The organism is Sphingomonas paeninsulae, assembly GCF_003660165.1.
In the GTDB taxonomy this organism is placed as follows: Bacteria; Pseudomonadota; Alphaproteobacteria; order Sphingomonadales; family Sphingomonadaceae; genus Sphingomonas_O; species Sphingomonas_O paeninsulae.
Genome location: NZ_CP032829.1, coordinates 1,537,049 through 1,554,709, shown reverse-complemented (window position 1 = coordinate 1,554,709; position 17,661 = coordinate 1,537,049). Strand labels below are relative to the sequence as shown.

The window sequence follows — 17,661 nt, the reverse complement described above, 5'->3', positions numbered from 1 at the left end:
CCGCCAGCAAATCAGGCAAGCGTCCCCGCTTGCGGTCCTGTCCCGGCTTTCCTAAAGGGACCGCGACTTCAACACGCTTGGGACTTCGTGAACAATGGATAATCGCACCAACGTGATAGCCATGATGGTACTTGGCGCAGGCATTGTCGCGCTCGGTACAACAATCGTGAGCGGAGAGTTTTTCCATTCCGAACGCCCCAAGACGATGGGTTACACCGTTGAAGGCGTCGAAGCCGAAGCCGGCGGAGAAGCTGCCGTCGTGGTCCCGATCGCCACACTGCTTGCAACCGCCGACGTTGCCAAGGGTGCCGACGTTTTCAAAAAATGCGCGGCTTGCCACACGGTCAATTCGGGCGGCGCGAACGGTATCGGACCGAATCTTTACGCAACCGTCGGAGAGGGGATAGCCCAAGGTAAGGGCGGTTTCGCATTCTCTGATGCGCTGAAAACAAAGAGCGCGGGCAAGTGGGACTTCGAAGCGCTCAATGCGTGGCTGACATCGCCACGCGGCTATGCGCCCGGTACCAAGATGACATTTGCCGGACTGTCGAAACCTGAAGATCGCGCCAACGTAATTGTGTACCTGAACAGCGAAGGTTCGAACCTGCCGCTTCCTGCCGCACCTGCTCCGGGCGCAGAGCCTGCCAAGGCTCCTGCGGGTGGCGCGGCCGGTCCTGCTGCTACTCCGGCAGCGGCACCTGCAGGCAAAGCTGCAACGACAGGCGCTGACGCTCCTGCATCCGGCAACGCGACTGCGAAGCCTGCGCCAAAAGCCTAATTTCTGAATTTACGCCGTCACCCTGAACTTATGTCAGGATGACGGCGATAGTTTCCTAACCTTCTCGATAAAAATCCTGAACGACGGCCCATGCTTCATCGGCTGTATCGACGAAACGAATCAGGTCGATGTCCTTGGCCGAAATTACGCCCTCAGCCGCCAGAGCATCGAAATCGATAACCCGCGTCCAAAACTCCCTGCCGAACATCAGCACCGGCATCGGTTTGATTTTGCCGGTCTGGATCAAGGTCAACAGTTCGAACGTCTCGTCGAACGTACCAAAGCCACCGGGGAACACCGCCACCGCCCGCGCACGCAGCAGAAAGTGCATCTTGCGAAGCGCAAAATAATGGAACTGAAAACTTAGCGACGGCGTCACATATTTGTTTGGAGCCTGCTCGTGCGGCAGAACAATGTTCAGGCCGACAGATTCGGCTCCCACGTCCGAAGCGCCGCGATTTGCGGCCTCCATGATCGACGGGCCGCCACCCGAACACACGACGAAGTGCCGTTTTCCGTTCAGGTCACGCGGCGATGCGCTAGCAAGCGCCGCTAATTTGCGAGCTTCTTCATAATAATGCGATTTGGATTCGAGGCTGGCTGCAACCGCAGGGTCATTGTTTTGCGCTTTCACACCCGGTTCGGGGATACGCGCCGATCCGTAAAACACCATCATCGACCCGATATCAGCCTCTTCAAGCATCAGTTCGGGTTTTAACAATTCGAGCTGAAAGCGAACCGGCCGCAGATCCTCGCGCAACAGGAAATCCATGTCCTGAAACGCGAGTTTATAGGCAGGGCTTTCGGTTTGTGGCGTTGGTTCGAATTGTTTGGTATTTTTGGCTTCGATGGCGGCGCGCTCAAACACGCGCGATGGGATTCTTGTCTCTGTCATCCGCGCGCTTCTAACGGCAAAATGATTTACCGCCCATGTCGAAATGCAAATGGTCGTGGTGCAGGGCGTTATAATCCGGGCTGAGGATTGTAACGAATCGGCGGCAAGCCGACGCATGAACCGCGCGTAGGAATGCCGCCCCATCGCCCCCCGCAGTCCAGTCGTTGGCGACAGTAACATGTCGGCCGTCCTCCAGCACAAAGCCGCTGACATCGACCGCATTGGCGTGCGCGTGCTCGGACAGTCTTCCAGTCGCCGCGCCATTGATGTTACGACAGGAATACGTGCCCATCGTCTCGATCTTCACCACGCGACTACGAAAATATTCCTGCGCCGGATCCTGCAAATCATTCTGCACCCAGTTCACAAAAGCATTCGCCAATCCACAGGTCATCGCCCCCAGATTGGTCGTCGGCGTTCCAATATCGCGCAACTGCACCGCGCCCAAAGCATCGCAACTTCCGCCGAAAGTCCGATCGGGCAGCAACGCATAGCGCGCGACCAATCGGTCAAGCTTTCCAAGGCATTGCTTCAAAACTACAGGGTCGTTTCCACGCACGACGACTGTCTGATTTGGCGGTCGACGCTGCGGGCTAGGACGATGATTCGAACGCCCGATACAGCCCGCCAGTGTCAGCAGAATAGCGAGCGAAAAGATTAGGCCACGGTTCATCCGGCTCACCCATCGCCGGTCTTTACTGAACCTTGCAATAACAAAACGCCCACTTGACCGCAGCTTTCAGACGACTAGGTGCGGCGACGGGCCACGCGGTCCCAACGCCGCGCGTGCTCTCTGTGAGGAGAGAATACATGACTGTACCTACCAAACCGCAGGTTCTGCCTGCGCGCCCCCATTTTTCTTCCGGTCCCTGCGCCAAGCCTCCCGGCTGGGAAGCAGCGCGTCTTGCCACCGAATCGCTCGGTCGCTCGCACCGGTCCAAGATCGGCAAGGCACGGCTTCAATTAGCCATCGACTTGACCCGCGAAATTCTTGGCGTTCCCGCCACTCACCGCATCGGCATCGTGCCCGGTTCTGACACCGGTGCCTTTGAAATGGCGATGTGGACGATGCTGGGCGCTCGGCCCGTCACCACAGTTGCGTGGGAAAGCTTTGGCGAAGGCTGGGTTACCGACGCCGTCAAACAGCTCAAAATCGATCCCACCATCGTTCGCGCCGATTACGGCCAACTGCCCGACCTTTCGACCATCGACCAAAGCAACGATGTCCTGTTCACATGGAACGGCACGACGTCGGGCGTTCGCGTTCCCGATGGTGACTGGATTTCTGACACGCGCGAAGGACTGACCTTTGCCGACGCAACCAGCGCGGTTTTCGCCTACGACCTGCCGTGGGACAAGCTCGATGTCACGACCTTCTCGTGGCAGAAAGTCCTTGGCGGCGAAGGCGCGCACGGCGTCATCATCCTCGGCCCCCGCGCCGTCGAACGCCTCGAAAGCTATACCCCAGCCTGGCCGCTGCCAAAGGTCTTCCGTCTGGTTTCCAAGGGCAAGCTGACCGAAGGCGTGTTCAAGGGTGAGACGATCAACACGCCATCGATGCTTGCCGTCGAAGACGTGATCTTCGCACTCGAATGGGCAAAGGATCTCGGTGGCCTCAGCGGTCTGATGGGTCGCAGCAATGCCAATGCGGCGGCGCTCGACAAGATCGTTGCCGACCGCCCGTGGCTCGGTCATCTCGCGGTCGATCCGGCCGCGCGTTCGACCACCAGCGTGTGCCTGACAGTCGAAAATGCCGACGAAGCGCTCGTCAAGAAGTTCGCTGCGCTGCTCGAAGCAGAACACGCGGCCTATGACATTGCCGGTTATCGCGATGCCCCTCCGGGCCTGCGGATCTGGTGTGGCGCAACTGTCGACACCGCCGATGTCGTGGCACTCGGACCGTGGCTCGACTGGGCATGGACCCAAGTCAAACCATAAACCCGCTTTCGAGACTATAAACCCGCTTCCCCTGAGCTTGTCGAAGGGCTGCCCTTCTCGCTCACGTCGCGAGAAAAAGGGCAAGGCTTCGACAAGCTCAGCCTGATCGGATTTTAAAAGGATCACTTAAATGGTAAAAGTTCTGATTTCCGACAAAATGGATCCAAAAGCTGCCGAGATTTTTCGTGCACGCGGCATTCAGGTCGATGAAATCACCGGCAAGACCAAAGAAGAACTGATTGCAATCATTGGTGAATATGACGGCCTCGCTATCCGGTCGGCAACGAAAGTCACCAAGGAAATTATCGCCGCCGCGACCAACCTGAAAGTTGTGGGTCGCGCGGGCATCGGCGTTGATAACGTCGATATCCCGTCCGCTTCGGCCGCCGGTATCGTCGTGATGAACACGCCATTCGGCAACTCGATCACGACCGCCGAACATGCCATCGCACTGATGTTCGCACTCGCCCGCCAGCTTCCCGAAGCCGATGCTTCGACACAAGCCGGCAAGTGGGAAAAGAACCGCTTCATGGGTGTCGAACTGACGTCCAAGACGCTCGGCCTGATCGGTGCGGGTAACATCGGGTCGATCGTCGCCGAACGCGCGCGCGGCATCAAGATGAAGGTCGTCGCATACGATCCATTCCTGACGCCTGAACGCGCCATCGACATGGGCGTAGAGAAGGTCACGCTGGACGAATTGCTCGCCCGCGCCGACTTCATCACGCTGCACACGCCACTGACGGACCAGACGCGCAACATCCTGAGCCGTGAGAACATCGCCAAGACCAAGAAGGGCGTTCGCATCATCAACTGCGCACGCGGTGGTCTGGTCGATGAAGTTGCTCTTAAGGAGGCTCTCGATTCGGGTCAGGTCGGCGGCGCTGCCCTCGACGTGTTCGTCGAGGAACCAGCGACCAATTCGCCACTGTTCAACACCCCGAACTTCATCTCGACACCACACCTTGGCGCATCCACTTCGGAAGCTCAGGTCAATGTCGCGATCCAGGTTGCCGAACAGCTGTCCGACTTCCTGCTGGATGGCGGCGTCACCAACGCGCTTAACATGCCGAGCCTCAGCGCGGAAGAAGCGCCCAAGCTGAAACCGTACATGGCGCTCGCCGAACGTCTCGGTTCGCTGATCGGCCAGTTGGCGCATGACAACCTCACCAAGATTTCGATCGAAGTCGAAGGTGCTGCCGCCGAACTGAATATAAAGCCCATCACCGGTGCGGTTCTTGCCGGTCTGATGAGCCGTTATTCGGACACGGTGAACATGGTCAACGCGCCGTTCCTTGCAAAAGAACGCGGCCTCGACGTGCGCGAAGTGCGTCATGACCGCGAAGGTGACTATCACACGCTGATCCGCGTCTCGGTCCAGACCGAAGAAGGTGAAAAGTCGGTCGCGGGCACGTTGTTCGGTAACGCCGCACCGCGCCTCGTCGAAATCTTTGGCATCAAGGTCGAAGCCGATCTCGCAGGCAACATGCTCTACATCGTCAACGAGGACGCGCCGGGCTTCATCGGACGTCTCGGTTCGTCGCTTGGCGATGCCGGCATCAACATCGGCACCTTCCATCTTGGCCGTCGCGGCAGCGGCAGCGAAGCTGTGCTGTTGCTGTCCATTGATTCGCCTATCCCGGAACCAGTGCTATGGGCGCTGTGCAAACTGCCCGGCGTAAAGACGGTCAAAGCACTGAAGTTCTGAATATGACTCTCCCCCCTCGCTTCGGGGAGGGGGGTTGGGAGATTACGAGCATGACCATTCCACACGGCCTCCTTCCCGAAGGATTGCGCGACCGTCTGCCGCCCGAGGCGGCGGCACAAACGCGCATCGCGCGGGCCTTGCTCGATACCATCGCAACGCATGGCTATGATCTGGTGTCGCCGCCCCTTGTCGAATTCGAGGAAGGGTTGACCGGACGGCTGATGGAAGGCCGGGCAAAGGATACGCTGCGGTTCGTCGACCCTGTCTCTCAACGTACGCTCGCGCTTCGCCCCGACATCACGATTCAGATAGGCCGTATAGCTTCTACGCGCCTCGCTAGCGCCCCGCGTCCACTTCGTCTGGCATATGGCGGCCCCATCCTTAAGCTGCGCGCGTCGCAACTCGCCCCAGCGCGTGAGATCATGCAGGTCGGTGCCGAACTGATCGGCCGCGATTCGGTCGCCGCAGCTTGTGAAATCGTGCAAGTGGCGGTCGAGGCTCTTCGTGCAACCGGTGTCGAATCGGTTACGGTCGATCTCACTTTACCCGATCTGGTCGAAACCCTGGCAGGCCGCGTCTTGGCCGTCGAAGACATCGCAAAGCTGAAAACGCTTCTCGACATGAAGGATGCAGGGGCACTCATCGCCGCTGGATTCTCCGACTGGCTACCCCTGATGGCGACTACCGGCCCGGTGACCGAGTCCATCGAGAAGCTCCGCGCCTTCAATCATGCCGGTCTGCTCACTTCACGAATCGACGGTATCGCCGCCGTTGCCGAAGCGATCGGTGATGCCGCACGCGTCACCATAGACCCGACCGAACGCCACGGTTTCGAATATCAAAGCTGGTTCGGATTTTCGCTGTTCGCCGAAAATATCTCGGGCGAAATTGGACGCGGTGGCAGCTATGTGATCGTCGGTCCCGATGGGTCGGAGGAACCGGCAACCGGCTTTTCACTCTATCCCGATGCGTTACTCGAATCGCCGATTCCGGCCAATGCTCCAACTTTGTTCGTGCCATTGGGAATCCCGCCGGTACTCGCGGCGCAATTCCGCAACGAAGGATATCGCACCATCGCAGCCCTCGACGCAGATTGCGACGCAGCGAAGCTCGGCTGCAGCCACCGCCTCACCAATGGCAAGGCGGTGCTGCTCTAGTTTACCGTAGCAGGTTTACTGGGGCTGAGGCTGACCTTCAGGAGCCTGATCACCGCCACCATTCATGCCGCCCATATCACCATGTGGGGGTCCGCCATCTGGACCGCCCCCGCCCTGACCGCCGCCCTGTGGTCCACCCCAACCGCCTCCATGTCCGCCGCCACGCGCTTGACGAGCCTTCATCATTGCCGTCATTTCGTCCTTGCACTTAGGCGACAACGAATCATGCTTTGCCATCATGCATGACCGCCGCGCATCGCGGTCGCCGGTCTGCGGACAGAGGTTCTGTATTTCGGTACGGCACGCAGGCGACATCATCGGACGCGGCGCATCCTGCGCCTGAGCCACTGTTCCGACGGCCATCGCCATCACAAAAATCAACTTACGCATTGCTGTTTCCTTCGATCACGAGCGCCCCAAGCTCACCCGCAAAACCCCGTTAGTACTGCACTTAGTCGCAGAAGTTTTGCCCCGCGATGAACGTGTTTTCTTTTAATCGAGCAAAAAAATTGGACGCGCCGCCCCCGTATCAATACGGACGCACGCGAGTTTCACTTTAGCAAAACACGGAGAGCCTGTGGCCAACGTCACCGTAATCGGCGCGCAATGGGGCGATGAAGGCAAGGGCAAGATCGTCGACTGGCTCGCCAGTCGCGCCGATGTCGTCGTCCGCTTTCAAGGCGGTCACAATGCCGGACACACGCTCGTCGTCGACGGCGCAGTCTATAAACTGAGTCTGCTGCCATCCGGCATCGTGCGCGGCACCCTGTCGGTTATCGGCAATGGCGTCGTTCTCGACCCGTGGCATTTCCGTGAAGAAGTCACCAAACTTGCAGCACAGGGCGTCACCATCACGCCGGACAATCTGCACATCGCCGAAACCTGTCCGCTGATCCTGCCCTTCCACCGCGACCTTGATGGCCTGCGCGAAGATGCGAGCGCCTTCAAGATCGGCACCACACGGCGGGGTATCGGCCCAGCTTACGAAGACAAGGTCGGACGTCGTGCGATTCGCGTTTGCGACCTCGCCCATCTCGACGCGCTTGCCCCACAGATCGACCGGCTTTGCGCCCACCACGACGCCCTGCGTGCCGGTTTCGGCGAGCCCTCGATCGATCGCGACCGCCTGATGAAGGCTCTCGAAGAAATCGCCCCCGCCATCCTGCCTTTTGCAAAGCCCGTCTGGGTCGAACTCAATGCAGCCCGGAAAGCAGGCAAACGCATCCTGTTCGAAGGCGCTCAGGGGATGCTGCTCGACGTCGATCACGGCACTTACCCCTTCGTTACCTCGTCTAACACCGTGTCGGGAACAGCAGCCAGCGGTTCGGGCCTCGGCCCCTCTGCCGCAGGGTTCGTGCTCGGTATTGTGAAAGCCTATACCACGCGTGTCGGCGCAGGCCCCTTCCCTACCGAACTCGACGATGAAACCGGACAGCGGCTCGGTGAACGCGGCCATGAATTCGGCACCATAACCGGGCGCAAGCGTCGGTGTGGCTGGTTCGACGCGGTTCTGGTTCGCCAGTCCGCCTCTATCAGCGGCACGACCGGAATCGCGCTGACCAAGCTCGACGTACTCGACGGTTTCGAGATGCTGAAAATCTGCATTGGCTATAAACTAAACGGCAAAACCTACGACTATTTGCCACCTCACGCCATCGATCAGGCAGCGGTCGAACCAATCTATGAAGAGATAGAGGGCTGGTCGCAGTCGACTGCCGGTGCGCGCACCTGGTCCGAACTGCCCGCTCAAGCGATCAAATATATCAAACGTGTCGAAGAGCTGATCGAGTGCCCTGTCGCGCTGGTATCGACGTCACCCGAACGCGAGGACACCATTCTTGTCCGCGATCCGTTCAGCGACTGATCGCTCGGTTTCCGGCACAAAAAGGGCTCTGCACCCGAAAGTGCGGAGCCCCGTTCCGAATCAACCGATCAGTGTGGCTTGTGCTTGTGCTTGCCAGTCGTCGCAGTCGAAGTAGAGTCCGTTGGCGACTTTGTATCCGTCGGCGCTGACGTCGTTGCGCTGTCGGTTGGAGCCGATGGCGAAGTCTCCGTTGGTGACGTCGTATCGGTCGGTGCGGTGCCGGTCGTCGTGCCGCTAGGCGCGCCCGTCGCACCCATGGTTGAAGGGGTTGAACCCGTCGTTGCCTGAGCAAGAGCAGCACCGGGCAGCGCAACTGCAGCCAACAAGGCGATGAATATTTTTGTCATGAAATCAGTCCGTTGTTACTGCGACAGTAGATTTGTCGACGCCTTGTAACTAGCCTCAACATCACCCGTTCCGCGACCCCGCAGCAGTGCGACCCATCCGGCTTTCAGTTCACCTCATGGTTAAAGCGTGCCGAATGCGTGGTGGGAGCGAAACGAAAGGGTGTGGGCTTGCATAGGGGCCGCCACCACGCCATTTCCGCTTCCATGACAGAAGCCCCCCTCCGCGCGACAATCGTGCCTGTGACCCCGCTCCAGCAGAATTGTACCTTGTTCTGGTGCACACAAACGATGCGCGGCGCATTCGTGGATCCCGGCGGCGACCTTCCAAAGCTGAAACGTGCAGCCGAACAGCACGGCGTCACGATCGAAAAGATCCTGATCACACACGGCCATATCGACCATTGCGGAGAAGCGGGGACGCTGGCGAAAGAACTCGGTGTAAAGATCGAAGGCCCGCACGAGGCCGACCGATTCTGGATTTCACGGCTCGACGATGACGGCAAGCAATATGGCGTTGCCGGTCGCGTTTTTGAACCGGACCGCTGGCTCGACAATGGCGATCAGATCACGGTGGGTAATCTGACGCTCGACGTCTATCACTGCCCCGGTCACACGCCCGGCCATGTCATTTTTCATCACCCCGAATCAAAAGTGGCAATGGTGGGTGACGTGCTGTTCCAGGGTTCGATCGGGCGTACGGATTTTCCGATGGGCAATCACCAGGACCTGCTCGACGCCATCGTCACGCGCCTTTGGCCGCTCGGCGGGGACACTGCGTTCGTGCCGGGCCACGGCGCGATGTCCACTTTCGCTCATGAGCGGGCGAGCAATCCCTATGTCGCGGACAAGGTGCTCGCGCTTAGTTAGGCGTTAACCCTGCAACAGCATTTCCGTCGGTACGACATGAGCAGGGGCCATGTAGGGAATGGCGATCGCATAGATTGCCAGCCCGAGCATTATGGCAAAAGTCGTCAGGGTTCCGATCATGCGCCCAGGCATCCATCCATCCATGCCGAATGGGTGAGCGACGCGGCCCATCAGGAATACCGCCATCGTGATCCAGAGCGTCAGCGACGTTCCCGATGCAAGCTCGATCACGGCGAACAGGATCAGCACGATCGGCGTATATTCGATGAAATTGGCCTGTGCCCGCATCCGCGCGATCAGCGGTTCCTTACCACCGTCACCGACAGAGACCTGTTCCGACTTACGCTTCTGTCCGACACGAATCGCCAACCACAGATTGATCAGCGCTGCCGCACCCGCCGCTGTCAAAGTAACCGGTAAAATCATGACATTCTCCCCCATTTTTCGTTGCGGTCCACTCGCATGCCCGCCTTTGCCTTGCAAGACAGCGAAGAATCGCTATAGGCCCATCGCTCGCAAGCGGGAGAGATTGGCCGCCATCATTCGCGGCCCGTCTATCGGGTTGCCGGGCAATGGCCGGACGATTTATCCCCCTTTATTATTGAATTTTACAGTTGAGACAGGTGCCGCATGGCCGTTCCAAAAAGAAAAACAACGCCTTCGAAGCGCAATATGCGCCGGAGCCACGATTCGCTGACCGTCGCGTCGTTTCAGGAATGCCCGAATTGCGGCGAGCTGAAGCGTCCGCATAACCTCTGCGATTCGTGTGGTCACTATAATGGCCGCGAAATTCTTTCGGTCGCAGGCTGAACCAAGAACTTTTACGCGGGGGCGCTGCTTTGACTGAAGGCCCAGGGCCCGCCATCGGCACGATCAGCCCGAAACTGGCCATCGATGCGATGGGCGGGGACGAAGGGCTGGCAGTCATGCTTGCCGGTGCTGCACTCGCGCGCAGTCGCTGGCCGGGCCTGACGTTTCTGTTGGTCGGCGACGAAACAGCAATCCGCGCCGGGTTGCTGAAACACCCCAATCTCGCCACCGTCAGCGAAATCGCTCATGCTCCCGACGTGATCGGTGGCAGCGACAAGCCCGCGCAAGCGATCCGCCGTGCCAAAACGACCTCGATGGGTATAGCGATCGATGCTGTGAAAACCGGCAAGGCGGGCGCTGCAGTCTCGGCTGGCAACACCGGCGCGCTGATGGCGATGGCAAAGTTGTCGTTGCGCACCATGCCCGGCATCGACCGTCCTGCCCTTGCGGCATTACTCCCCAGCCTTGGCAGCAACGACCATGTCATGCTCGATCTGGGTGCGAACACCGAATGCGACACACGCAATCTGGTTGAGTTCGCGGTCATGGGGGCGGCCTATGCGCGCATTGCAATGGGGCTGGAACGCCCCCGCGTCCGCCTGTTGAACATCGGTACCGAAGACCTGAAAGGGACCGACGAAGTTCGCGCCGCCGCCGCATTGCTGCGCCAAGCGACCGACCTGCAAATGGCCTTCGAAGGATTTGTCGAGGGTGACAAGATTTCGACCGGCGATACCGACGTCGTCGTCACCGATGGATTTTCAGGGAATATCGCGCTCAAGACCATCGAAGGTACGGCGCGGTTCGTAACCGATCTGCTGAAACGCAGCTTCCGCAGTTCGTTCCGGTCGAAGATGGGTTTCCTCATCTCTCGCCCAGCGACCGAGTTGCTGCGCACGCATCTCGATCCAAACAATCACAACGGGGCGGTTTTCCTTGGGCTGAACGGTGTCGTCGTAAAGAGCCATGGCAGCGCGTCGGACAAGGGGGTGGCGAACGCGATCGGTGTCGCGGCAAAGCTGGTTTCGAACGACATCACGCGGCGCATCACCGACGATCTTGCCCACTTTACCGCCTATCGCGCGCTGACGGCGGCTAATGCCGCCGCTCCAAAGGCAGCCAACGAATGAAACGCGCTGCAATACTCGGCACCGGATCGGCTCTGCCCGTACGGCGCGTCACCAACACCGAACTCGCCGAAACCGTCGATACGACCGACGAGTGGATCATCGAGCGCACCGGCATCCGGTCGCGCTATATTGCAGGCGAAGGCGAAACGACCGCCACGCTTGCTGCGGACGCGGCCCGACGCGCGCTCGAAGCCGCAGGCATCGCGGCTTCTGAAATCGACTTGATCGTTTTGGCGACGGCAACGCCCGACCAGACGTTTCCTGCCAGCGCGACCAAAGTACAGGCGATGCTGGGAATCAACGATTGCGTCGCCTTCGATGTGGCGGCGGTTTGTTCCGGCTTTCTCTACGCCATGTCGGTTGCCGAAAGCATGATTCGCGCAGGATCGGCCTACAACGCACTGGTTATCGGATCGGAAACATTCAGCCGCATTCTCGACTGGGAAGATCGCGGCACCTGCGTCCTGTTTGGCGATGGCGCGGGCGCAGTCGTACTTGGCTCCGTAGAGGGCCCAAGTGACGGTCAATCAAAAGACGCGCGCGGCGTTCTCGCAACCAAACTTCACGCCGACGGTCGCCATAACGAACTTCTCTATGTCGATGGCGGTCCTTCGACGACCGGCACAGTTGGAAAACTTCGCATGAAGGGGCGCGAAGTGTTTCGCCACGCGGTTACCAATCTGGCCTCGGTCATGGGCGAAGTGCTTGAACTTGCGGGCCTGACGACTGCCGACATCGATTGGCTGGTCCCGCATCAGGCGAACGCCCGCATCCTCGACGCGACGGCGCGCAAACTTGGGCTTTCACCCGACAAGGTTGTCGTTACCGTAACAGAACATGCAAACACTTCTGCAGCATCCGTGCCGCTTGCGCTCGACGTTGCAGTCCGCGATGGACGGATCAAGGCAGGAGACATCGTTGTTCTAGAGGCGATGGGCGGCGGTTTTACATGGGGTGCCGCGATACTCCGCTGGTAACTTAGTCCCGATTGACGTTTTAGCTTTGTCCGATAAAATACAAAATTCCCGAACCTACGGATTTTCGGGACAATTTACGAGGAATCATACATGCCTGACGCGGGAACTTTAACCCGGGCGGATCTCGCCGAATCGCTCCATCGGCACGTCGGCCTTAGCCGCGCTGATTCTTCAAACATGGTTGAAGGCATATTGCGCCATGTTTGCGAGGCATTGTCTGCGGGCAACAACGTGAAGATTTCGGGTTTCGGCAGCTTCGTCCTGCGCGACAAGGGCGAACGTATCGGCCGGAATCCCAAAACAGGCGTCGAAGTGGCAATCGCGCCGCGCCGAGTCTTGACCTTTCGGGCCAGTCAGATGATGCGTGATCGTATCGCCAAGAAGGGCTGAGGTAAAAGGCAGAGGACGCCACGCAGTTTGACCGACGGTAAAAGCGAAGGCGCATTCCTGACGATCGGCGAACTTTCCGCTGAGCTTGGAGTGCCGCAGCATATCCTGCGTTACTGGGAAACGCGGTTTCCCCAACTTCGTCCGCTGACTCGCGCGGGCAACCGTCGGTATTATCGTCCCGAAGACGTTGCACTCGCCCGCCGGATACATCAGGCGCTGACCAATGATGGTTTCACGATCAAGGGCGTGCAGAAATTGCTCGCCGGGGGTGGTGGAGCCCCTGTCGTGCCTGCTGCAAAGCTGACCGAGGTGAAAGCGAAAACACCGTCGATGTCGCCCGACGTGCTGGCCAGCCTGACGAAAATTCGCGATCAACTTGCAGCGGCACTGACCGCTTAGCGGAGCGTCTTTGCCATTACGAAATCCGAAAAAGTCTCGGGAAATCCCGGGAACATCGTGCGTCCGACCATTTCATAGCCACGCGCTTCGTAAAACCGAATGGCCTTTTCGTTTTTGGTATAAACGCTCAGCACCAGGCGCTTTGCCCCGCGCTTGATGGCCTCTTCTTCGACAGCCTCGATTAGCGCACGCCCGAACCCTGCGCCCTGCCACTTCGAAAACATATAGATGCGTTTCAACTCGGCATCAGTTTCAGGATCGCTGCCGGGTAGGCTCGCCGGGACCAGAATCGCGTAACCGATAGGCGCACCGGCCTCATGTTCGACAATCCACGCTGAAGTCGTCGGCTCTGTCAGCAATGCCTCGTAATATGCCGCCGAATGATGCGTTTCGGTGAAAGCAACCAAGGCTTCGCCGGGATGATCATTGGCAAATGTTTCGAGGAAGGTGGCGGGGCCAATCAGTGCAAGCGCCCGTGCGTCGGCGACCGTCGCAGTCCGCAGTTTCAACGGCTTGCCGGCCCAAGGTCGATACTCAGATCGCGCGGACGGACAAGCTGCGAAAACTTTGCACTATTGGCTTTGACATCGGCCCAATGCGTGACGTCGATCTGCAATTCGGCAACACTGGCAGTCGGCAGCTTTTCCTCGACCTCATCGCGAAACGGATTGTCAGGCCCATCGGGGACCAACATGAGGATCAGATCCTCCAGCCCCGGATTATGTCCGCACATCAGTACGTGGTCGACATCGGGAAATTCATGAACGACATCGAGCAAAGTCGCCCCCGAAGCCAGATACACGCGCCGGTCCCACACCGGATGCAGAACCGTGCCATAACCTTCCCAAATACCATCCAGTGTATCGACACAGCGCACCGCAGGGGACGACACAACGGCATCGAATACCAGCCCCAGCTTGCGCATATGTTCACCCACCAATTTGGCACCGCGTTTGCCTCGGTCATTCAGGCCGCGGTCGAAATCACGCGCTACGGGATCGTCCCAGCCCGATTTGGCGTGACGCAAAAGTGTGAGTGTCTTCATCTTGGGCGGTTGTGCCGCAAAGTCATTACGGTTGGAAGATACCTCATCCGGATCATTCGGATGAATTGAAAACGGCTTCGATATGGTGTCCGTCCGGGTCCACGACAAAAGCAGCGTAATAATGTGGACCATAGTCGGGCCGTAAGCCAGGTTCGCCATTATCGCGGCCTCCCTGGACCAGCGCAGCCTTGTAAAATTCAGTGACCCCTTGATGGTTTGGAGCGGCAAAAGCGAGATGAAAGCCCGGCCCCGGCGGTAGCTGGCCTTCAGGACGTGATTTGATAGACAGCTTATCGCCGCCACCTGCAATTCCGTACCCGACCGCTTGGTCAGCACCTCCGGGGACTATGTCGTCCCAGACACGGACATACCCGAGCGGCGCAAGCACGGCATCGTAAAATGCCGCCGAATGTTCGATGTCGGATACGCCAAGAGAAATGTGGTGAAGCATGTGTGAACTGTCCCAAGTCTTGGGTAAATTGCCCGTATTCGCGCGGCTATATAATTGGGCTGATGCATAAATTTCCTGTCTATATCCAGCCCCACTCATTCATGGAGTTCTGCGCGCTGGCTAAGCGATATGCCATCTGCCAGCCGCACCTCAGCAACCGAAGCCGCCACCCGGGCCACCGCCTCATCCAGCGTAACCCGCGAAATCGGGGTGCCATCAGGAAATGCTGACAATAACCGCGAGGGCATAGCCGCGCTCAACATAACGAAACTGCCGCGATCATCGGCCCGCCGGATCAACCGCCCGAACGCCTGCGCCAGTCGCGCCCGCACGATGCCGTCGTCATATGCCGACCCGCCACCCGCCGCTCGCCGCGCCGCATGGAGCACCGTCGGACGGGGCCACGGCACGCCCTCCAAAATCACCGTCCGCAGCGAATCGCCAGGAACATCCACCCCGTCCCTCAACGCGTCGGTGCCGAGCAAACTCGCACGCGGATCATCCCGGAAGATGTCGACCAGCGTTCCCGTGTCGATCGAGTCGACGTGCTGGGCATAAAGCGCCAGCCCATCACGCGCCAAACGGTCGGCAATGCGCGCATGAACCGTCCGCAACCGCCGAATCGCTGTAAACAGCCCCAACGTCCCGCCCCCGGACGCCGCGATCAACCGCGCGTAAGCGTTGGCGAGTTGCCCGACATCGCCGCGCTTCACATCCGTCACGACCAGCACTTGAGCCTGTTTGGCGTAATCGAACGGACTGACGGCAGAAAAATGGGTCGCCCCGGCGCTCAGATGCGCTGCTCCTGTCCGGGCCTCCGCACTGTGCCAGCCACCTCGCGCGCCATCGCCACCTCGTAATGTCGCAGACGTCACGATCACCGAATGCGCCGGTTTCAGCGCCGCTTCGGCAAACGGCTTGGTCGGGTCGAGCCAGTGCCGGTGCAGTCCAACATCGAAATCGCGCCCGTCGATTCGGTTGACTGCCAGCCAATCCACGAAATCAGGATCGGAAGGTCCGCCCATGCGCGACAGCATTGCCAGCCACGCCGCAACCGTGTCGCGCCGCCAGCCAAGGCTCGCAATCGCCCCCTCGATCCGCGCACGCGCCGGGCCATCGAGCCAGTCCGGCCCATCCTCCAGCACCGCCTCCAGCCGCCGTCCGAGCGAAATTAGTGGCCGCAACAAAGCATCCAGCGCAGCCGCACCCGCAGCGGCAGCCTCGACCAAAGGGCCGTCCAGTTCAGCCGCTTCGGTTTCCAATCCGTAACCCGCGTCTTCCGTCTCCGACCGCGCATAGACTGTCCCGCGAATCGCGCCGAGCAGCGCCTCGATCGCCCCGAACGGCGCACCTTCGCCAATCCGCTGCAACCAGCCGTCACCGGGCAACATCTGCGCCGCATGACCCGCCGCCACGATTGCCGCTCCACCCTCTGCATCGTAACTGGCCACATCGGCCAGCCGTGCCGCCAGTCCACGCCGCCGCCCGCGCGACGTGCCCTCCGGTCCGATGATCCAGCGCCGCAGCTCAATAGCCTCCTGTCCCGTCAGCGCGGCGGCAAAAACCGAATCGGCGGCGTCAAAAATGTGATGGCCTTCATCGAACACGATGCGACTCGGGCGGTTCGCCATTTCGCGGCCTCGGGCTGCGTTAATCATCACCAACGCATGGTTGGCGATAACGATGTCAGCATCTGCGCTCGCCCGCGACGCGCGTTCTATGAAACAGCGCCGATAATGCGGACAACCAGCATAAATACACTCGCCGCGCCGGTCGGTCAGCACGGTCGACCCATTGCGCCTGAACAAAATACTCAGCCAGCCGGGCAGATCGCCGCCGACCATATCGCCATCGCGGCTGAACGCCGCCCAGCGCGCGACCAGTTGCGCCAGTATCGCCGCTCGTCCCGAAAACCCGCCTTGCAGCGCATCCTCAAGGTTCAGCAGGCACAGGTAATTCTCACGCCCCTTGCGCACGACAACCCGCTCGGCGCGTTCGGTAGCATCGGGAAACAGTCGCCGCGTTTCGAAGTCCAACTGTCGCTGCAACGCTTTGGTGAATGTCGAAATCCAAACCGCCCCACCCGCCTGCCGCGCCCACAGCGAAGCCGGAGACAGATACGCAAGCGTCTTGCCGATCCCTGTCCCCGCCTCGGCCAGCAACATATTCGGCTCGTCCCGCCGCGTGCGTGGCGCAAAAGCCAGCGCCGCCGCCTCGGTATAGGCGCGTTGACCGGCGCGCGTTTCCCGGCCTGCCCCTGTCAGCCCGTCCAGTCGCTCGCGCGCAGCCTCCGGCGTTATCGACACCGGCCTCGGCGGATTACGCGGCGGCCTCTCCTCCCATTCCGGCAATTTCGAAAACAGCCACCGTTCGGCACTCTTCGGCTGCGGAATCGCCTTCACCACGATCGGCGCCCACGTCCAACGAAGGCGGGAAAGAGTCTGCGCGGAAGTCCACGCGCCTTCGCGCTCCGACCAATCCCCGGCCATCCGTGCCATCAAAGCCGCCGCCGCTTCCCGCAGCAGCTCTGCCGAAGCGCCCTCATCGACGGGCACCGCCAGCCCCAAAGTGTCCGCCAGCCCCTTGACCGTCGGCACCATGAACCTCGCCGGATGCACGAACGCGAACAATTCCAGCAGGTCCAGCCCCGACAATTCAGGATAACCCAGCCGCTGTCCGACCGACGGCGCGTTCAGCAGGATCATCGGCGTTTCGCCTGCCCGCGAGATCGCCTCGCCCCGCCCGACGCCGCGCGTTCCGCGCTCGTCTGCGATCCAGATGCCGCCGTGACTTGCGTAGAGCGCTGGATAGGGCAGCAAATTCAAAATACCGTTCATCCTGAGCTTGTCGAAGGATTGTCCTTCGTTGCGCAATCGTGAAAGAGGAGGGCAACCCTTCGACAAGC

The 17,661-nt window shown here is 59.9% G+C and carries 20 protein-coding genes; 11 read left to right on the top strand and 9 right to left on the bottom strand.

Features of this window, described 5'->3' with window-relative positions; translation table 11 throughout:
- The first annotated feature begins 94 nt into the window (after nucleotides 1-94).
- A complete protein-coding gene (locus D3Y57_RS13155) occupies nucleotides 95-778 on the top strand; it encodes a c-type cytochrome (protein WP_121153358.1) in 684 nt (227 codons plus the stop codon).
- A gap of 55 nt (nucleotides 779-833) precedes the next feature.
- Here D3Y57_RS13155 and D3Y57_RS13150 read toward each other — a convergent pair whose 3' ends face one another.
- A complete protein-coding gene (locus D3Y57_RS13150) occupies nucleotides 834-1,673 on the bottom strand; it encodes an LOG family protein (protein ID WP_121153357.1) in 840 nt (279 codons plus the stop codon).
- Nucleotides 1,674-1,683: 10 nt separating this feature from the next.
- Complete coding sequence (locus tag D3Y57_RS13145; protein WP_121153356.1) at nucleotides 1,684-2,346, bottom strand: extensin-like domain-containing protein; 663 nt, start codon at nucleotides 2,344-2,346, stop codon at nucleotides 1,684-1,686.
- A gap of 137 nt (nucleotides 2,347-2,483) precedes the next feature.
- On the opposite strand from D3Y57_RS13145, the gene D3Y57_RS13140 reads away from it, so the two are divergent.
- From D3Y57_RS13140 to D3Y57_RS13130, 3 genes are all read left to right on the top strand, one after another.
- Nucleotides 2,484-3,611, top strand: coding sequence for a phosphoserine transaminase (locus D3Y57_RS13140; RefSeq protein WP_121153355.1), 1,128 nt, complete (start codon nucleotides 2,484-2,486; stop codon nucleotides 3,609-3,611).
- A gap of 130 nt (nucleotides 3,612-3,741) precedes the next feature.
- Nucleotides 3,742-5,319 carry a phosphoglycerate dehydrogenase gene (serA, locus tag D3Y57_RS13135; protein ID WP_121153354.1) on the top strand — a complete coding sequence of 526 codons (1,578 nt, stop codon included), beginning with the start codon at nucleotides 3,742-3,744 and terminating at the stop codon, nucleotides 5,317-5,319.
- 50 nt (nucleotides 5,320-5,369) lie between these two features.
- Nucleotides 5,370-6,476: an ATP phosphoribosyltransferase regulatory subunit gene (locus D3Y57_RS13130; protein WP_121153353.1), complete on the top strand. Its 1,107-nt coding sequence runs from the start codon at nucleotides 5,370-5,372 to the stop codon at nucleotides 6,474-6,476.
- A gap of 15 nt (nucleotides 6,477-6,491) precedes the next feature.
- On the opposite strand, the gene D3Y57_RS20430 is transcribed toward D3Y57_RS13130, so the two are convergent.
- The gene (locus D3Y57_RS20430) at nucleotides 6,492-6,866 is read right to left on the bottom strand and encodes a hypothetical protein (protein ID WP_205590057.1); all 375 of its coding nucleotides are present in this window, start codon (nucleotides 6,864-6,866) and stop codon (nucleotides 6,492-6,494) included.
- Between the two features lie 187 nt (nucleotides 6,867-7,053).
- Here D3Y57_RS20430 and D3Y57_RS13120 point away from each other — a divergent pair, with 187 nt between their 5' ends.
- Nucleotides 7,054-8,340, top strand: coding sequence for an adenylosuccinate synthase (locus D3Y57_RS13120; RefSeq protein WP_121153352.1), 1,287 nt, complete (start codon nucleotides 7,054-7,056; stop codon nucleotides 8,338-8,340).
- A gap of 68 nt (nucleotides 8,341-8,408) precedes the next feature.
- On the opposite strand, the gene D3Y57_RS20215 is transcribed toward D3Y57_RS13120, so the two are convergent.
- A complete protein-coding gene (locus D3Y57_RS20215) occupies nucleotides 8,409-8,687 on the bottom strand; it encodes a hypothetical protein (RefSeq protein ID WP_162987111.1) in 279 nt (92 codons plus the stop codon).
- Between the two features lie 204 nt (nucleotides 8,688-8,891).
- Here D3Y57_RS20215 and D3Y57_RS13110 point away from each other — a divergent pair, with 204 nt between their 5' ends.
- On the top strand, nucleotides 8,892-9,554 hold the full coding sequence (locus D3Y57_RS13110) for an MBL fold metallo-hydrolase (protein WP_121153350.1): 663 nt from the start codon (nucleotides 8,892-8,894) through the stop codon (nucleotides 9,552-9,554).
- 3 nt (nucleotides 9,555-9,557) lie between these two features.
- Here D3Y57_RS13110 and D3Y57_RS13105 read toward each other — a convergent pair whose 3' ends face one another.
- The gene (locus tag D3Y57_RS13105) at nucleotides 9,558-9,980 is read right to left on the bottom strand and encodes an MAPEG family protein (protein WP_121153349.1); all 423 of its coding nucleotides are present in this window, start codon (nucleotides 9,978-9,980) and stop codon (nucleotides 9,558-9,560) included.
- A 204-nt stretch (nucleotides 9,981-10,184) separates the two neighbouring features.
- Here D3Y57_RS13105 and rpmF point away from each other — a divergent pair, with 204 nt between their 5' ends.
- From rpmF to D3Y57_RS13080, 5 genes are all read left to right on the top strand, one after another.
- On the top strand, nucleotides 10,185-10,364 hold the full coding sequence (rpmF, locus tag D3Y57_RS13100; protein ID WP_121153348.1) for a 50S ribosomal protein L32: 180 nt from the start codon (nucleotides 10,185-10,187) through the stop codon (nucleotides 10,362-10,364).
- 29 nt (nucleotides 10,365-10,393) lie between these two features.
- Nucleotides 10,394-11,494, top strand: a complete 1,101-nt coding sequence (plsX, locus tag D3Y57_RS13095; protein WP_277873305.1) for a phosphate acyltransferase PlsX — start codon at nucleotides 10,394-10,396, stop codon at nucleotides 11,492-11,494.
- Nucleotides 11,491-12,471 (top strand): beta-ketoacyl-ACP synthase III, encoded by a 981-nt coding sequence (locus D3Y57_RS13090; protein WP_121153347.1) that lies wholly within the window; start codon nucleotides 11,491-11,493, stop codon nucleotides 12,469-12,471. Before plsX ends, D3Y57_RS13090 begins: the two co-directional genes overlap by 4 nt.
- Nucleotides 12,472-12,561: 90 nt before the next feature.
- Nucleotides 12,562-12,861: an integration host factor subunit alpha gene (locus tag D3Y57_RS13085; RefSeq protein ID WP_121153346.1), complete on the top strand. Its 300-nt coding sequence runs from the start codon at nucleotides 12,562-12,564 to the stop codon at nucleotides 12,859-12,861.
- 27 nt (nucleotides 12,862-12,888) lie between these two features.
- Complete coding sequence (locus D3Y57_RS13080; RefSeq protein WP_121153345.1) at nucleotides 12,889-13,260, top strand: MerR family transcriptional regulator; 372 nt, start codon at nucleotides 12,889-12,891, stop codon at nucleotides 13,258-13,260.
- On the opposite strand, the gene D3Y57_RS13075 is transcribed toward D3Y57_RS13080, so the two are convergent.
- The 4 genes from D3Y57_RS13075 to D3Y57_RS13060 all read right to left on the bottom strand — a co-directional run bounded on the left by D3Y57_RS13075 (nucleotide 13,257) and on the right by D3Y57_RS13060 (nucleotide 17,584).
- The gene (locus D3Y57_RS13075) at nucleotides 13,257-13,769 is read right to left on the bottom strand and encodes a GNAT family N-acetyltransferase (protein WP_121153344.1); all 513 of its coding nucleotides are present in this window, start codon (nucleotides 13,767-13,769) and stop codon (nucleotides 13,257-13,259) included. The genes D3Y57_RS13080 and D3Y57_RS13075 overlap by 4 nt on opposite strands.
- Complete coding sequence (locus D3Y57_RS13070; RefSeq protein WP_121153343.1) at nucleotides 13,766-14,305, bottom strand: SixA phosphatase family protein; 540 nt, start codon at nucleotides 14,303-14,305, stop codon at nucleotides 13,766-13,768. The genes D3Y57_RS13075 and D3Y57_RS13070 overlap by 4 nt, the downstream gene beginning before the upstream one ends.
- A 52-nt stretch (nucleotides 14,306-14,357) precedes the next feature.
- The gene (locus D3Y57_RS13065; RefSeq protein ID WP_121153342.1) at nucleotides 14,358-14,756 is read right to left on the bottom strand and encodes a VOC family protein; all 399 of its coding nucleotides are present in this window, start codon (nucleotides 14,754-14,756) and stop codon (nucleotides 14,358-14,360) included.
- 95 nt (nucleotides 14,757-14,851) lie between these two features.
- Nucleotides 14,852-17,584: an ATP-dependent DNA helicase gene (locus D3Y57_RS13060; protein ID WP_430739045.1), complete on the bottom strand. Its 2,733-nt coding sequence runs from the start codon at nucleotides 17,582-17,584 to the stop codon at nucleotides 14,852-14,854.
- Nucleotides 17,585-17,661: the final 77 nt, after the last annotated feature.

Bases quoted from the DNA above. Each gene is read 5' to 3' on its own strand.
- D3Y57_RS13155 (WP_121153358.1), top strand. From the start codon at position 95: ATGGATAATCGCACCAACGTGATAGCCATGATGGTACTTGGCGCAGGC.
- D3Y57_RS13150 (WP_121153357.1), bottom strand. From the start codon at position 1,673: ATGACAGAGACAAGAATCCCATCGCGCGTGTTTGAGCGCGCCGCCATC.
- D3Y57_RS13145 (WP_121153356.1), bottom strand. From the start codon at position 2,346: ATGAACCGTGGCCTAATCTTTTCGCTCGCTATTCTGCTGACACTGGCG.
- D3Y57_RS13140 (WP_121153355.1), top strand. From the start codon at position 2,484: ATGACTGTACCTACCAAACCGCAGGTTCTGCCTGCGCGCCCCCATTTT.
- serA (WP_121153354.1), top strand. From the start codon at position 3,742: ATGGTAAAAGTTCTGATTTCCGACAAAATGGATCCAAAAGCTGCCGAG.
- D3Y57_RS13130 (WP_121153353.1), top strand. From the start codon at position 5,370: ATGACCATTCCACACGGCCTCCTTCCCGAAGGATTGCGCGACCGTCTG.
- D3Y57_RS20430 (WP_205590057.1), bottom strand. From the start codon at position 6,866: ATGCGTAAGTTGATTTTTGTGATGGCGATGGCCGTCGGAACAGTGGCT.
- D3Y57_RS20215 (WP_162987111.1), bottom strand. From the start codon at position 8,687: ATGACAAAAATATTCATCGCCTTGTTGGCTGCAGTTGCGCTGCCCGGT.
- D3Y57_RS13110 (WP_121153350.1), top strand. From the start codon at position 8,892: ATGACAGAAGCCCCCCTCCGCGCGACAATCGTGCCTGTGACCCCGCTC.
- D3Y57_RS13105 (WP_121153349.1), bottom strand. From the start codon at position 9,980: ATGATTTTACCGGTTACTTTGACAGCGGCGGGTGCGGCAGCGCTGATC.
- rpmF (WP_121153348.1), top strand. From the start codon at position 10,185: ATGGCCGTTCCAAAAAGAAAAACAACGCCTTCGAAGCGCAATATGCGC.
- D3Y57_RS13090 (WP_121153347.1), top strand. From the start codon at position 11,491: ATGAAACGCGCTGCAATACTCGGCACCGGATCGGCTCTGCCCGTACGG.
- D3Y57_RS13085 (WP_121153346.1), top strand. From the start codon at position 12,562: ATGCCTGACGCGGGAACTTTAACCCGGGCGGATCTCGCCGAATCGCTC.
- D3Y57_RS13070 (WP_121153343.1), bottom strand. From the start codon at position 14,305: ATGAAGACACTCACACTTTTGCGTCACGCCAAATCGGGCTGGGACGAT.
- D3Y57_RS13065 (WP_121153342.1), bottom strand. From the start codon at position 14,756: ATGCTTCACCACATTTCTCTTGGCGTATCCGACATCGAACATTCGGCG.